Genomic DNA, 15,225 nt, shown 5'->3' on the forward strand with positions numbered 1-15,225 from the left:
CGTGCGGGAGAGGGACAGGGTGAGGGACATGCGGCATCCGGATAAGGCGCAGCGGACCCGCACGTCGACGGTGTGCTCCATGTTGGACGTTCCGATCCCTCACCCCAGCCCTCTCCCGCACGGGAGAGGGGGCCCGTCGCGCTCTGCCGCCAGCGGCCGTGCTCAACCCGGACGCGTGACCGACGCTGCCAGGGGCGGAGGCAGGCGGAAGGCCCGGCCGATGCGGGGCGGGGTGTCTCCGCGCCCGCCCGCGCCCCGGGCCGCGGTGGGTGGCGGCCGGGGCGCGGGCCTGCTCCTGCGCGCCGCATTGCTGCTTCTCGCTGTCCTGGTCGCGCACCCCGCTGCCGCCGGCCAGCTCGATCGGGCCGGCCTCGAACGACACTTCCCGCCTCCGCTGGTCGTCGGCGAGAAGGACGACAGGCTCCCGGTCTGGCCCATCCTGAAGCAGCAGGCCGGGTCCTACGAGGTCTTCGCCTACGCGTTCGAATCCGTCGATCTCGCGCCGATCCCCGGCTTCGGCGGCACGCCCCCCGACCTGCTGATCGCGCTCGCCCCCGACGGCACCTTCCGGGACGTGACGGTGCTCTCGCATCACGAGCCGGTCTTCCTCGAAGGCCTAGGCCCGGAGCCGCTCTTCGCCTTCGTCGAGCAGTATGCGGGCCTCTCGGCCCGGCAGGCGATCCGGGTCGCCCGGCCGAACGCGCGGGCCGCCGGCGCCGCGCCCCAGACCACGGTGGACGGCATCTCCATGGCCACCGCCTCGACCCGGGTGATCAACCAGTCGATCCTCGCCTCGGCCCTGGCGGTCGCCCGCGCGAAACTCGGCTTCGGGGCGGCCAATGTCGGGCTGAAGGTCGAGGCCAAGCCCGATCTCTACGAGCCCCTGGCCCTGGCCGACCTCCTCGCCCGCGGCTGGGTGAGGCGGCTGACGGTGACGAACGCCGATGCCGCGTCGGCCTTCAGGGGCACGGGCGTGGCGGACCCGTCCGAGGGACCGCCCGATGCCGCCCTGACCGACCTGTACGTCGCCGCCCTGGACCCGCCCGCGATCGGCCGCAACCTGCTGGGGCAGGCCCGCTACGACGCGCTGATGCACGAACTCGGCCCCGGCAACCACGCTGTGATGGTGATCAGCGCCGGACCGGAGGACGCGCCCGAGAACCCGGTCGGCGACCGGTTCGTCCTGGGCGCCGTTCCCGAAAGGCTGGCGATCAGCCAGGGCGGCCTGATCGTGAATGCCCGCGACATGGCGGTGGAGCGCCGCGGGGCCGGCCTCGCCGAGGGCCTGCCGCCCGGACCCTGGACGATCCTGCGGATCGACCAGGCCGCCGGGTTCGACCCGTCCGCGCCGTGGGTGCTGACCGAGACGATCGTCCGCGAGCGCGGCCAGATCCTGTCCGAGAAGATCGCCCGGACCTTCACGGTCGAGACCGCCCTCCCCGCCGACCTGTTCACCCGGATCCGGCCGGATGACGGGCCGAGCTGGACCGACCCCTGGCGGGCCCGGGCGCCCGAACTCGCGTTGATCGGGCTAATGCTCGCCGTGCTGGTGCCGGTCCTGAGCCGACAGCGCGCGCTGGTGGCGGACCGGCGCCGCTTCGCCCTCTTCCGCCTCGGCTTCCTGGCGCTGACCCTCGGCTTCGTCGGCTGGTTCGCGCAGGCGCAGCTGTCGATCGTGACCCTCGTCGGCCTCGTGCGGGCCGCCACGGTGACCCACGACCTTGCCTTCCTGCTCTACGATCCGCCCTCGCTGGTGCTCTGGGCCTTCGCGCTGGTTGCCCTGGTCGCCTGGGGGCGCGGCACGTTCTGCGGCTGGCTCTGCCCCTTCGGCGCGCTCCAGGAATTCGTCGGGCTGCTGGCCCGGCCGCTGCGCATCCGCCCGGTCGCGGTGCCGCCCGGCCTCGACCGGGCACTGCGGTCGCTGAAATACGTCGTCCTCGCCGGCATCCTCGGCGCGGCCGCGGCGGGGTCGCCCCTCGCCGACACCTTGTCCGAGGTCGAGCCGTTCAAGACCGCCATCACCCTGTATTTCGTCCGGGCATGGCCGTTCGTCGCCTACGCGGCCGCGCTGCTGGTCCTCAACCTGTTCGTCTTCAAGGGCTTCTGCCGCTACCTGTGCCCGCTCGGCGCCGGCCTCGCCCTCCTCGGGCGGGTCCGGATCCTCGACTGGATCCCGCGCCGGGCGGAGTGCGGCTCGCCCTGCCAGCTCTGCAAGGTCCGCTGCCGCTACGGTGCCATCGCGCCCTCCGGCCGCGTCGATTACGCCGAGTGCTTCCAGTGCATGGAGTGCGTGACGATCATCCACGATCCCGGGCAGTGCGTGCCGGAGGTGGTGGCGCGCAAGCGGGGCCGCCGCGCCGCGCCCCGGCCGGTGACCGTCGGATGAGCGCGCCGGTCCGCTTCGCGCCCGGCCGGCGCCGGCTGCTCGTCGGTGCCGCGGGGCTGGCCGCGCTCGGCGGCGTCGCGGCGTTCCGCGCCTCCGCGGCGTCAAGGGGGCTGGCGCTGCGCACCCGCGCCGGCCTCGCCTTCGGCACCACCGTGGCGTTGACCGCCGCGGGGCCCGACCCATCCGCCATCGAGGCGGCGCTGAGCGACGGGTTCGCGGCGATGCGCGCCGTGGAGGACGCCGCCAGCCTATTCCGGTCCGACAGCGCCCTGGCGCGGCTGAATCGCGATGGCGTTCTCGAGGCCCCCGACCCGCACCTCGTCGTCCTGCTACGGTTCGCCCTCGCCCTCGCGGCCGAGACCGGCGGCGCTTTCGACCCGACAGTCCAGCCGCTCTGGCCGGTCTGGGCCCAGGCCGCCGCCCGCGGCGAGCGCCCCGGGGCGGAAGCCCTGCGCGCGGCCCTGGCGCGGGTCGGCTGGCGGCGGGTGCAGGTGGGGACGGACCGCGTCGTCCTGGAGCCCGGGACGGCCCTGACCCTGAACGCCCTGGTCCAGGGCTATGCCGCCGACCAAGTCATGGCGGCGCTCCGGGCGCGCGGGATCGCGGACGCCTTCGTGGATACCGGCGAGTTCGGCGCCGCCGGCGCGCATCCCGACGGCACGCCCTGGCGCCTCGGGCTGGCCGATCCCCGCCATCCCGGCGCGGTCGCCGCCGTCATCGCCCCGTTCACGGGCTTCGCCGCGACCTCGGGCGACTACAACATGAGCTTCTCGGACGACCGCGCCGACCATCACATCTTCGATCCGGCCACCGGCCGGTCGCCGCGCGCCCTGTCGTCCGTGACGGTGACCGCGCCGACGGGGCTCGCCGCCGACGGGCTGTCGACCGCCTGCATGGTCCTCGGCCGCGCGCGCGGCGCGGGCCTCGTCGCGGCCCGTCCGGGCTGCGCCGTGCGCTTCACCGGCAAGGGCTGACACATCCGGCTCCGGTGCGCGGGGCGAGGCCCGAACCGCGCCACGCGCTCTGCCCCCGCGGGGGCGATGGCTCTACGGATGGCCCGATCCGCGGCGCAGGCCCTGCATGCGTCCGCACCGGAGAGGACCGTCGGGAGAACGCGCGTGACCGAAGCGACCGGGCCGTACTGGCCGACGCAGGACTGGGCGGAGCAGGACCCGGGTGCGGCGGGGCTCGATGCCGGGCGGCTCGCGGACGCGGTCGCCTTCGCGGAGGCCCACGAGAGCGCGTGGCCGCGCAGCCTGTACTATCCCGACGGGCGCTACGTCGGGATCGTCGAGTGGAACGAGACGGGGCCCTGGAGCGCCATCGACGGGCCGGTGCGTCCGCGGGGCGGCCCGGCTGGCGTGATCCTGAAGGGCGGCCGGCGCGTCGCCGCCTGGGGGGACACCGCCCGCCCGGACATGACCTTCTCGATCGCCAAGAGCTACCTCGCGGTGCTGGCCGGCCTCGCCCACGACGACGGACTGATCCCCGACGTCGACGCGCCGGTGCGGGACAGCGTCCCCGACCCGCTGCTCGACGGCCCGCACAATGGCGCGATCACGTGGCGCCACCTCCTGCAGCAATCGAGCGAGTGGCAGGGCACGCTGTTCGGCAAGTCCGATCAGGTCGACCATTTCCGGCAGATCGGCCCCGGCGCCGACAACAGCCGCAAGGGCGAGGCCCGCGCGCTGCGGCGCCCGGGCACCTACTACGAGTACAACGACGTCCGGGTGAACCTGCTGTCGTACGGCCTGATGCGCCGCTTCGGCCGGGCCCTCCCGGAGGTGCTCCGCGAGCGGATCATGGATCCGATCGGCGCCTCCCGCGACTGGGCGTGGCACGGCTACGACACGGCCTGGGTCGAGGTCGCGGGCGCGCGGGTCCAGTCGGTCCCCGGCGGCGGCCACTGGGGCGGCGGCCTGTTCATCGGGGCCGACGACCACGCCCGCTTCGGCCTCCTCGTCGCCCGCGGCGGCGCCTGGAACGGGCGGCAGCTCCTCTCGGAGCGCTGGATCCGCGCCATGCTGACGCCGTCCCCGACGCTGGACAGCTACGGCTACCTCTGGTGGCTGAACCGCGGCGCGGCCGCCAGGCCGCAGCTGCCGGCCTCGGCCTTCAGCGCCCTCGGGGCGGGCAACAACGTGATCTGGTGCGATCCCGAGCACGACCTCGTCGCGGTGCTGCGCTGGATCGACAAGGCGGCCCTCGACGGGTTCCTGCTGCGCCTCGTGGCGGCCCTGCGCCCGTAGGCGCGCCGGCGGCGCTAGCGGCCCCGGACGTGATCGACGAAGCTCCTGAGCACCGGCCGCATCTGGCGGCCGGCCGCGATATCCTGGCCGCCGCCTGCGCCTCGAACGGACAGGCGCGTCCGGCGCCGCGGCGTCCGCCCGGAGACGGCGACCGCCGCGGCGCGGCCGGGCTGGCGACGGTCGGCCTCTGAATCGTCAGAGCGCCGCGATGGTCTCGGCCATCGCGCGCGCCCGCGGCACGAGGCTTCCCACCTCCAGGTATTCCTCGGGCGAGTGGGCCTTGCCGCCCACCGGGCCCACCGCGCAGAGGGTGGGACAGCCGACGCTGGCGGTGAAGCCCGAATCGGCGCAGCCGCCGGCGAACTCGCCGGTGACGGGATGGCCGCCCTGCGCGCTCACCCGGGCATAGGTCTCGAACAGCGCCCGCGAGGCCTCGTCCTGCACGAGCGGCAGGAACTCGCCCTTGATGGTGAGATGCGCGGTGGTGTCCGGCACCGTCGATCCGGCCACGATCGCGGCGATCCGGCCCATGGCCGCCTCGCGGTCGGGTGGGGTCACGTAGCGCAGGTCGATCTCGCAGGTCGCCCGGGGCGCCACGGTGTTCACCGACTGGCCGCCGGCGATCAGGCCGACATTCACCGTGGTGCCGCGGTCGAGGTCGGTGAGGGCGTGGAACGCAACGGTCTTGTGGGCGAGCTCCAGGATGGCGCTGCGCCCGTCGGCGTAGTTGCCGCCGGAATGGGCCGCCTTGCCGAGCACCTCGAGATGCATGAACACCCCGCCCTTGCGGCCGGTGACGACGTTGCCGGTCGGCCGCCCCGGCTCGGAATTCAGCACCGCGCGGGCGCCTTGGGCGGTCTCCTCGATGATCGGGCGGCAGGCCGGCGAGCCGATCTCCTCGTCGCTGGTGAACAGGCCGACGAGCGGCACCGGGGCGCCGCCGGCCCGGTGGTAAGCGGCGAGCACGAAGGCGTTCATCACGAGGCCCGCCTTCATGTCGGCGACGCCGGGCCCGTAGGCGCGGCCGTCGGTGACCCGGAACGGCCGCCGCGTCGGCTCCCCTTTCGGGAAGACGGTGTCGCGATGGCCCATGAGAACGACCGGCCGGTTGCCGCCGCCGGACCCGGCCACGCTCGCCTTCACCGCGTCGCCGTAGCCCTCCACCGGGATCGTCGTGACCGGGATGCCGTGGCCGGCGAGGAACTCCGCGATGCGGATGCCGACCGCGTCGACGCCCGGCTTGTCGTAGGAGCCGGAATCGATGTTCACCAGCTCCTCGAGGAGCGACAGCATCGCGCCCTCCTGCCCGTCGAGCCACTGGAGAACGTCGGCGTCGCGTGCGGTCATGGATCGATCCTGGGCAAGGGTGATGGGACCCGGTCGCCGCGCCCGCCAGCGTGCGCGGTGTGTTGCGGGCCGGCTTCGAGCGAGCCCCGGTTTCCCGCGGCGAAGGTGCCTCGCCGGGTAAGCAAGGACGGCGCCGCGCATCCGTAGCCCGGACGGGGGGCGGTGCGCCTACTCGACCGTGACCGACTTGGCGAGGTTCCGGGGCTGGTCGACGTCTTTCCCCATGAACACCGCCGTGTGGTAGGCGAGCAGCTGGATCGGCACCGCGTACACGATCGGCGCCACGGTGGCGTTGACCGCCGGCATGGTGAAAGTCGCCAGCGTGTCGAGGCCGTGCTCGGCCGCGCCCTTCGCGTCGCCGATCAGCACGATGCGGCCGCCGCGCGCGGCCACCTCCTGCATGTTCGAGACGGTCTTCTCGAACACCGCGTCGTGCGGGGCGATCACGATCACCGGCACGCTCTCGTCGATCAGGGCGATCGGGCCGTGCTTCAGCTCGCCCGCCGCGTAGCCCTCCGCGTGGATGTAGCTGATCTCCTTCAGCTTCAGCGCGCCCTCCAGCGCCATCGGGTAGCTGGTGCCGCGGCCGAGATAGAGCACGTCCCGCGCCTTGGAGACCTCCCGGGCCAGGCCCTCGATCGCCGCCTCGTGGGTCAGCGCCTCCGCCATCAGGCCCGGCGCCTTGATCAGCGCGTCGACCAGCCGACGCTCGCCCGCCGCGTCGAGGGTGCCGCGGGCGCGGCCCGCCGCGATGGCGAGGCACAGCAGCACGGTGAGCTGGCACGAGAACGCCTTGGTGGAGGCGACGCCGATCTCCGGCCCGGCCAGCGTCGGCATCACCACGGAGGATTCCCGCGCGATGGTCGAGGTCGGCACGTTGACGACGCTCAGCGTGTGCTGGCCCTGGCTCTTGGCATAGCGCAGGGAGGCCAGGGTGTCGGCGGTCTCGCCCGATTGCGAGATCACCAGCGTCAGCCCGTCCTTCTCCAGGGGCGCCTCGCGGTAGCGGGCCTCGGAGGCGACGTCGATCTCCACCGGCAGGCGGGCCACCTGCTCGAACCAGTACCGGGCGACGAGGCCGGCGTAGAAGGCGGTGCCGCAGGCGGTGATGTAGACGCGGCTGAGCTTGGCGAAGTCGAAGGGCAGCGACTCGGGCAGCACGACCCGGCCCTGCGCCATGTCGACGTAGTGGGCGAGCGTGCGGCCCACGACCTCGGGCTGCTCGTGGATCTCCTTGGCCATGAAGTGGCGGTACTCGCCCTTGTCGATCCGGTAGGCCTGCGTGGCGATCTTTTGCCGGGGCCGCTCCACCGTGGCGCCCGAGGCGTCCCGGATCTCGGCGCCCGCCCGGTTCAGGATCGCCCAGTCGCCCTCGTCGAGATAGGTGATGGCGTCCGTGAAGGGGGCGAGCGCCAGGGCGTCGGAGCCGAGATAGGTCTCGCCCTGGCCGAAGCCGACCGCCAGCGGCGCGCCGTGGCGGGCGCCGATCAGCAGGTTCTCCTCGCCGGCGAAGATGAAGGCCAGCGCGAAGGCGCCGCGCAGCCGCGGCAGGGCGGCGGCCACGGCCTCGACCGGGCCCATCTGCCGGTCCATGTTGCGGCTGACGAGCTGGGCGACGACCTCGGTGTCGGTCTCGGTCTCGAACACGACGCCGTCGGCCTCGAGCTCCTGCTTCAGCTCGCGGAAATTCTCGATGATGCCGTTATGGACGACGGCCAGACGCGCGGTGGCGTGGGGGTGGGCGTTGGTCTCGTTGGGCCGGCCGTGGGTCGCCCAGCGGGTGTGGCCGATGCCGAGCGTGCCGGTGAGCGGCTCCTCAGCGAGCTTGGCCTCCAGGTTGACGAGCTTGCCCGAGGCCCGGCGGCGCGCCAGCCGGCCGTGCTCCAGGGTGGCGATGCCGGCGGAGTCGTAGCCGCGGTATTCGAGCCGGCGCAGGGCCTCGATCACCTGTCCCGCCACCGCGTCGCGCCCGACGATGCCGACGATGCCGCACATGGGTGTGTCTCTCGCTGTCGTGCCCGGCTGGCCGCGCGAGGGTCTTGCGCAAGGTCCAGGCCGCCCCGCTTCATGCGGGGCCAAACGCGACTTGTACCGGATCGGGGCGGCGCAGGGCCAGCCCCGGCCCGTTCGGTCCGTCGGGCCTCAGCTCTTCCCGCGTCGCGCCTTCTCGGCCTGCAGCGCCGCGCGCTTCTTCCCGGCCCAGCCCGGTTTCACCGCCTGCCGGCCGCGGGCCACCGCCATGGCGTCCGCCGGCACGTCGTCGGTGATCACCGAGCCCGAAGCCACGTAGGCGCCCTCCCCCACCGCGACGGGGGCCACCAGCGCCGAGTTCGAGCCGATGAACGCGCCCGCGCCGATCGTGGTCTTGTGCTTGAGGACGCCGTCGTAATTGCAGGTGATCGTGCCGGCGCCGATATTGGCCTTGGCCCCAATCTCCGCGTCGCCGAGATAGGTGAGATGCGCGGCCTTGGCGCCAGCACCCATCCGGGCGTTCTTCAGCTCCACGAAATTGCCGAGCTCCGCGCCGGCCTCCAGCACGGCGTGACCGCGCAACCGGACGAACGGCCCGATCTTCACCCCCGCCTCCAGGCTGGTCTCGGTGAGATGCGCGAAGGCGCGCACGGTGCACCCGTCCGCCACCCGCACGCCCGGCCCGAACACCACGTTCGGCTCCACGATCACGTCGCGCCCCAACACCGTGTCGTGGCTGAGGATCACCGTCTCGGGGGCGATCAGCGTGGCGCCGCCCAGCATGGCGGTGCGACGCAGCTGCGCCTGGAAGGCGGCTTCCGCAACACTGAGCTGCACCCGGTCGTTGACGCCCTGCGCCTCGGCCTCGTCCACCGGCACGACCGTGACCGGAAGCCCGTCGGCCACCGCCAGCGCCACCGCGTCGGGCAGGTAGTACTCGCCGGCCGCGTTGTCGTTGCCGATGCGGGCGAGCAGCGCCAGGGCGTGCCGTCCGGCGAGCGCCATCAGCCCGGCATTGCACAGGGTCACGGCCCGCTCTGCGGCGCTGGCGTCCTTCTCCTCGCGGATCGCCAGGACGCGGTCGCCCTCGGTCAGAACCCGTCCATAGCCGGTGGGCGTCGCCGTCTCGAAGGCCAGCACCGCCACCGCGGCGCCGTCGGCCAGGGGCGCCCGGAGGCGCAGGAAGGTCTCGGCCGAGACGAGGGGCGTGTCGCCGAAGGCGATCACCACGTCGTCGTCGGGCTCGGCCAGGATCTCCCGGGCGGCCAGGACCGCGTGGGCGGTGCCGAGGCGCTCGGCCTGCGGGAAGACCCGGGCGCCGGGGGCCGCCCGCGCGATCTCGGCGGCGACGTCGTCGCGGCCGGGCTCGGCCACCACGGCGATCCGGCCCGCCCCCGCCGCCTGTACGGCGGCCAGGACATGGCCGAGCATGCTGCGCCCGGCGATCCGATGCAGGACCTTCGGCAGGTCCGAGCGCATCCGCGTGCCCTTCCCGGCCGCGAGCACGATGGCGGTGAGGCTGCGCGGGGGCGTTCCGGTCGGGGTCATCGCAGGTCCAGGCGTCGAGCAAACGGCACGACGGATGGGCCGGACGCGCGCCCGGCGCAACCCCATCCGGGCGATCAGCGCAGCGCCAGGGCGGCGTGCTGGCCCGAACCGTGGGCGAAATGCTCGCGGCGGCGCTCGATCGAGCTCGGGATCCGCAGGGATTCCCGGTATTTCGCCACCGTGCGTCGGGCGATGTCGACGCCCTCCCCGCGCAGCTTCTGCACCAGCGCGTCGTCGGACAGCACGTCGTCCGGCGTCTCGCCGTCGACCAGCTGCTTGATGCGGTGGCGCACCGCCTCGGAGGAATGGGCGGCCGCGCCGGCCGCACCGGGGATCGCCGCGGTGAAGAAGTACTTCATCTCCAGGGTCCCCCGGCTCGTGCCGATGGCCTTGTTGGAGGTGACTCGCGAGACGGTCGATTCGTGCATGCCGATCGCCTCCGCCACGGTCTTGAGGTTCAGGGGCCGCAGGTGGGAGACGCCGTGGACGAAGAACCCGTCCTGCTGGCGGACGATCTCGGTGGCGACCTTGAGGATGGTGCGGGCCCGCTGCTCCAGCGAGCGGGTCAGCCAGTTGGCGTTCTGCAGGGCCTCGGACAGGAAGGCCTTATCGCCCTCCGCGGCGGCATTGCGCGAGACGCGGGCGTAGTAGCTCTGGTTCACCAGGACGCGGGGGAGCGCCTCGCTGTTGAGCTCGACCAGCCAGGACCCATCCGGCGCGGCGCGCACGAACACGTCCGGAACCAGAACCTCGACGGCGCTCGATCCGAAGGCGCGCCCCGGCTTCGGATCCAGGCGGCGGATCTCGCCCAGCATGTCGACGAGGTCCTCGTCGTCGACGCCGCAGAGCCGGCGCAAAGCCGCGAAATCGCGCTTGGCGACGAGGTCCAGACGCGAGACCAGCGCCTGCATCGCCGGGTCGAACCGGTCGCGCTCGCGCAGCTGGATCGCGAGGCATTCGGCGAGATCGCGGGCCGCGATCCCGGGCGGATCGAAGGTCTGCACCAGCGCCAGCATCCGGCCGACGAGGGCGGGGTCGGCGCCGAGCCGCTCGGCCACGTCCTCCACGGTCTCGCGCAGGTAGCCGGCCTCGTCCACGGCGTCGATCAGGAAGCCGCCGATCAGCCGCTCGGCGGGATCGCGGGTCGCGAGATCGAGCTGGCCCGCGAGGTGATCGCGCAGCGAGGTCTCGGCCGTGAGGGTCGCCTCGAAATCGGGCGCCTCGGCGTCGAAGCTTCCCCCGGTGCTGCCGTAGGGCGGCGGCGTCAGCGAGAGCATGTCGCCCCCACCCGCCTCGCGCGCCTGGACCGGCGTCTCGTCCGGGAAGACGTTGTCGAGGCGCGTGTCGAAATCGCTCTCGATCTCGCCGCGGCTCGGGTTAAGGTCGGCGGACAGCCATGATTCGGGTTCCGTGACCTCCAGGCCGTCGGAGGAGGCATCGTCCGAATGGCCGCTCGATTCGGAGGTCTCGCCGGGGCCGGGCAGTTCCGGCTCGGCGCGCTCCAGCAGCGGATTGCGTTCCAGCTCGGCCTCGACATAGGCCGCGAGATCGAGCTGCGACAATTGCAGGAGTTTGATCGCTTGCAGAAGCTGCGGCGTCATCACCAGGGCCTGGCCCTGACGCACTTCCAGCCGTTGCACCAAACTCATGTGAGGCCTCGATGCCCTTCCGGCGCGGTTCGCCAGCCTGAGCCACGCTGCTCACGGCATGGTTCTTGCTTGCTCCGCCAGGCCTTCTCTAGCCCGATCCGTGGCGCGGGTCAAAGCGCGGCCTTGCACAGGCGTGTTGGCAACTGCACTGCAGTTCCGGGGGTCTGGCGCTCCCGCTCCATCGCCGGGACGCCACGGTCAGTCTGAGAGCAGGTCTCGGGGGCCGCTGTGTTCCCCTTTATCCCGGCGTGTCTGCCGAGATGTCCGACTAAGCTGCGCGTTGCTTTGTTCGGTTGCGGACGGTTCCGCGACGGGATGCGATATCCGCTCGCTATTGTCCGATGATCCGAGCATGGCTCCCTGGGCACAATGGCTCGCGGACTTGAGCTGGCGTGCCAATGCCGAATTCTGCGTACGCTTGCGGCCGATGCGACACCAAAACCGTCTTCTGGCTGCCCTATCCGAGGCGGATGGCGCGCTGCTCGGACCGCATCTCGAGGCGATCGACCTCCCATTGGGCCATGTGCTCGTCGAACCGGCGGCCGAGATCCCGTACGCGATCTTCATCGACACCGGCCTGTGCTCCATGGTGTCGACGCTCGACCAGGGCGGGCGCATCGAGGTCGGCCTGGTGGGCCGCGACGGCATGGCGACGCCGGCGCTGCTGCTGGGGACGGACACGATCCCGTACCAACTTTTCATGCAGGTTGCCGGTCACGGGCACCGGATCGCGGTGCCGGCCCTGCGCGACGCGGTGAAAGCCAGCGCTTCGCTGCGCACTCTTTTTCTGCGCTACGTCCAGACCTTCCTGGTTCAGGTGGCCCAGACCGCCATCGCCAACGCAGGGGCGCCTGCCGAGGAAAGGCTCGCGCGGTGGCTGCTGATGTATCACGACCGTCAGGACGGCGACGACCTTTCCGTGACGCACGAGTTCCTGTCGATCATGCTGGGTGTGCGTCGCCCGACCGTCACGGTGGCGATCCACACGCTGGAGGGGGCCGGCCTGATCCGGGCTCGGCGCGGCCGGATCCGGGTCCTGAGCCGTGCCCGCCTGGAGGAGGCCGCCGGCCAGACCTACGGGCCGGCCGAAACCGAATACGAGCGCCTGATCGGCCCGCTGCGGCGGTCTGAGGATTCGCCGGCGTAAGGCACCTCTGCGCCGACGAGGCCGGTTCATCGGTGATCCCGACCGTATCCGAACGCCAGGTCCGTGGCGTGCCGACGCGCCGGTCACGTCCCCACCGGAGAGAGGCCGGCCGGGTATCGGTGCCGATGCGCCGCGTCCCGCCGCGCAGGCGGTGGTCCTCTGTCAGGGACACGTGGCCCTGTCCGCACCGCGATCGCCGTCTCTGCCCCGCAATCCGCGTCGGACCGGCTTGGACCGGGCCGGGCAGGCGCCGGCCTCAGACCGGTCCATGCCCCTTGGACCTCCAGGCGCGCTTGCACGGGACGCCGCCAGGGCCGGCTGTCCCGCCCCGCGGAAGGGCCGCGATTCGGCGATTGTCAGCAGGCCTGTCGCGCGGCGGCGGCAGTGCCGGGCGAAACCGGGCAGGCCCGGCTCCGCCTCAAGGCTGACCGGCCTGCCGTCGGAGAGGACGGCGCGGTGCAGGCGACGCGGGCCCGGAAGCCCGCTCGGTGGCATCCTCTTCCGCGTTGACCCGCCCGCGCGCCGGATCGACTTTGATGTCGACGGGCGAGACCCGGCTCTACCAGCCGCAGTTCGGGACCGGCGGCTGGGCCTTGGCCATCGCCGACTTCTCGATCGGCACCATCGCGCCCCAGGCGTATTTCTGGGCGTGGGGCGTGACGTTGGCGAAGAGGCAGCCGAGCTGGAAGTGCGTCGCGCCCATCTCGCCCGAGAAGCCCATGCAGTCCAGGAACGTCCAGGTCTTGGGCACCGGGGTCATGGAGCGCCAGCGCGGCATCGCCACGGGCGAGCAGACCTTGACCGCCCCGGTGCCGTCATCGGCGTTGAGCGCATCGCCCGGGCTCTGCGCCGCGCCGGGCCGGACGCCCGGGCCGAGCAGCAGGGCCGCCGCGACGAGTGTCCGGCGGGTGATCAGGGCAAATCGGCTCATCGGGTCAGCGCATCGTCCACCACAGGGCCGCGAGGATCGCGAAGCCGAGGACGTTGTAGAGGATTGCCCAGATCCAGACACCCAGCACGGCGCGGCTCGGCTGGCGGGGTCGCGGCCGGCCGGGACGCAGGCGATGGCGGTCCTCTGGCGTCGGCCAGATCGCTGCTCTGGGCGCCTTGAGGAGCCGCGTCAGCGCCTCCGGAAGATGCGGGCCGGGCGGTCCCTCGCCGGTCATGACGGTCTCGGATGCGGCGGGGGGCCTGTGCGGGGCGAAGCGGCACGCAGACGGACATGGGCGCAGGCCCTGCGGCCCTCAAGACCCACGCGCCGCATCCCGCATCCGCCGCGCCCGGCTCACAGCACCGTGCCGGGCGCCTGCGGGTCGTACCGGTAGGCCCAGGTTTCGGAGAGCAGCCGGTCTCCGGACTTGAGCTGCAGACGCATCTCCACGGGCTCCGGGCCCTCGGCATAGACCTTGAAGAAGACCCGCCAGGGGCTCGGCTTGCCGTAGGGCGCCCAGGTGGCGCCGACCTCCTCGGCGCTGCCGCGCGACAGGGTCAACGCCACCGTGGCCGTCTCGGGATTGAGGCCCGACAGGGCCGCACCCGCGAATTCCAGCACGAATTGCCGCACGAGATTGGCGCGGCCCGGGCGCCGGTCCCCGTCCGCGAGCCACGCGGCCTTGGTGGCCCGTGTGGCGACGCAGCGGGCGAGATCGGTGGCGACCGGTTCCTTCACGGGCCAGCGCAGCCGGTAGGCGAAGCTGCGGTCGGATCCGGCCTGAGGCGGGTCGTCCGGTACCCAGAGGGCGACGATGTTGTCGTCGGTTTCCTGATGGGTCGGGATCTCCACGAGCTGGACGCTGCCCCGGCCCCAGTCGCCCTGCGGCTCGACCCAGATGTCGGGCCTGTTCTCCTCGAAGCCGTCGTCGATGTAATTCTCGTACGCGCGGTCGCGCTGGAGCAGGCCGAAGCCCTTCGGAGCGCGGTCCGCGAAGGCGCTGACGCTGAGGCGGTGCGGGTTGTTGAGCGGCCGCCAGATCAGCTCGCCGGCCCCGGTCTGCATCAGCAGACCGTCGGAATCATGCACCTCGGGCCGCCAGTCGCTCGCGAGGAAGCGGCTCATGCCCTCCGAGTACCAGAGCATCGAGGTCAGGGGCGCCATGCCGAACCGCTCCACCGACTTGCGCATGTAGACCGTGCAGGCGACGTCGATGACGACATGCGGCTCCTTCCGGGCGACGAAGCGGTAGGCGCCCGTCAAGCTCGGACTTTCGAGGAGCGCCAGCACGGTCACGGCGCCGTCCGCGGCCGGGCTCACGTAGAAGCGCGTGAAGACCGGGAATTCCTCGGTTCTGCCCGGTGCCGGCGCGGTGTCGATGGCGATGCCCCGGGCCGAGGCGCCGTACTGCGCGCCGTCTCCGGCGGCGCGGAAGTAGGAGGCCCCCAGAAAGGCCAGCCAGTCGCCGTCGTCGCCGGGCTGTCCGGCGGGCGCCTTCTGGAAGCGGAACCCCGCGAAGCCCGCCCCGTCCGGGACGTCCTTGGCCGGGTTGCCGGCCGGATAGGTGAACAGGTCGTGGGCGTAGAGCACCTCGCGCGCCTGTCCGCCCTCCAGGGCATAGACCTTCACGGGGTGGCGGAAGAAGTTGCCGAGGTGGAAGAACGTCACCGGGTACGGGCTCTCGGCGAACAGCGCGTGGCCCGGCGGGTAGCGGATCTCCTGGAGCGGTCCGTAGGTCAGGGCGTCGAGGGCGGCCGAGGCCGGGGCTTCGGGCGGCGGCGCATAGGGCCGGTCCCGCAGCGTCCGGGCGAGAGCGTTCAGCCGGTCGAGATCCATGGGTTCCGGCGGCGCGAGGCGCGGCCCCCCGGAGGCGGCCCTGGCGAGGCCGGGGAACGGCGCGAGAGCGAGGAGCCCGATGGCAGTCAGGACGCGGCGCGTGATCAAGCTGGGACCCCCGGATTCGGCCGGGCCTCGCGACCCGCGCCGCCCTCTAGCCA

The 15,225-nt window shown here is 72.7% G+C and carries 11 protein-coding genes; 4 read left to right on the plus strand and 7 right to left on the minus strand.

Translation table 11 applies throughout. The features are described from left to right. Nucleotides 1–220: 220 nt before the first annotated feature. The 3 genes from MCBMB27_RS09720 (at nt 221) to MCBMB27_RS09730 (ending at nt 4,635) form a co-directional block, all read left to right on the plus strand. Complete coding sequence (locus MCBMB27_RS09720) at nt 221–2,386, plus strand: 4Fe-4S binding protein (protein WP_075380304.1); 2,166 nt, start codon at nt 221–223, stop codon at nt 2,384–2,386. Further along, complete coding sequence (locus MCBMB27_RS09725) at nt 2,383–3,360, plus strand: FAD:protein FMN transferase (protein ID WP_075381916.1); 978 nt, start codon at nt 2,383–2,385, stop codon at nt 3,358–3,360. Before MCBMB27_RS09720 ends, MCBMB27_RS09725 begins: the two co-directional genes overlap by 4 nt. Before the next feature lie 144 nt (nt 3,361–3,504). Next, a complete protein-coding gene (locus MCBMB27_RS09730) occupies nt 3,505–4,635 on the plus strand; it encodes a serine hydrolase domain-containing protein (RefSeq protein ID WP_043380573.1) in 1,131 nt (376 codons plus the stop codon). 195 nt (nt 4,636–4,830) lie between these two features. On the opposite strand, the gene MCBMB27_RS09735 is transcribed toward MCBMB27_RS09730, so the two are convergent. The 4 genes from MCBMB27_RS09735 to rpoN all read right to left on the minus strand — a co-directional run bounded on the left by MCBMB27_RS09735 (nt 4,831) and on the right by rpoN (nt 11,150). Beyond that, a complete protein-coding gene (locus tag MCBMB27_RS09735) occupies nt 4,831–5,982 on the minus strand; it encodes a M20 family metallopeptidase (protein ID WP_075380305.1) in 1,152 nt (383 codons plus the stop codon). 168 nt (nt 5,983–6,150) lie between these two features. Continuing rightward, nucleotides 6,151–7,977: a glutamine--fructose-6-phosphate transaminase (isomerizing) gene (gene glmS, locus MCBMB27_RS09740; RefSeq protein WP_043380577.1), complete on the minus strand. Its 1,827-nt coding sequence runs from the start codon at nt 7,975–7,977 to the stop codon at nt 6,151–6,153. Between the two features lie 147 nt (nt 7,978–8,124). Next, nucleotides 8,125–9,501 carry a bifunctional UDP-N-acetylglucosamine diphosphorylase/glucosamine-1-phosphate N-acetyltransferase GlmU gene (glmU, locus tag MCBMB27_RS09745; protein ID WP_075380306.1) on the minus strand — a complete coding sequence of 459 codons (1,377 nt, stop codon included), beginning with the start codon at nt 9,499–9,501 and terminating at the stop codon, nt 8,125–8,127. Nucleotides 9,502–9,575: 74 nt separating this feature from the next. Further along, on the minus strand, nt 9,576–11,150 hold the full coding sequence (rpoN, locus tag MCBMB27_RS09750) for an RNA polymerase factor sigma-54 (protein WP_043380582.1): 1,575 nt from the start codon (nt 11,148–11,150) through the stop codon (nt 9,576–9,578). Nucleotides 11,151–11,577: 427 nt separating this feature from the next. Between rpoN and MCBMB27_RS09755 the strand changes: the two genes are divergently transcribed. Beyond that, nucleotides 11,578–12,297: a Crp/Fnr family transcriptional regulator gene (locus tag MCBMB27_RS09755; protein ID WP_043353123.1), complete on the plus strand. Its 720-nt coding sequence runs from the start codon at nt 11,578–11,580 to the stop codon at nt 12,295–12,297. A gap of 559 nt (nt 12,298–12,856) precedes the next feature. Here the strand turns inward: MCBMB27_RS09755 and MCBMB27_RS09760 are convergent. The 3 genes from MCBMB27_RS09760 to MCBMB27_RS09770 all read right to left on the minus strand — a co-directional run bounded on the left by MCBMB27_RS09760 (nt 12,857) and on the right by MCBMB27_RS09770 (nt 15,172). After that, a complete protein-coding gene (locus MCBMB27_RS09760; RefSeq protein WP_043353125.1) occupies nt 12,857–13,228 on the minus strand; it encodes a hypothetical protein in 372 nt (123 codons plus the stop codon). A 4-nt stretch (nt 13,229–13,232) separates the two neighbouring features. Further along, nucleotides 13,233–13,463 carry a hypothetical protein gene (locus MCBMB27_RS09765; RefSeq protein ID WP_043353127.1) on the minus strand — a complete coding sequence of 77 codons (231 nt, stop codon included), beginning with the start codon at nt 13,461–13,463 and terminating at the stop codon, nt 13,233–13,235. Between the two features lie 119 nt (nt 13,464–13,582). Continuing rightward, nucleotides 13,583–15,172: an OpgD/OpgG family glucan biosynthesis protein gene (locus MCBMB27_RS09770; RefSeq protein WP_075380307.1), complete on the minus strand. Its 1,590-nt coding sequence runs from the start codon at nt 15,170–15,172 to the stop codon at nt 13,583–13,585. Between the last annotated feature and the right edge of the window lie 53 nt (nt 15,173–15,225).

The sequence above is a fragment of the Methylobacterium phyllosphaerae genome, from assembly GCF_001936175.1.
Classification (GTDB): Bacteria; Pseudomonadota; Alphaproteobacteria; order Rhizobiales; family Beijerinckiaceae; genus Methylobacterium; species Methylobacterium fujisawaense.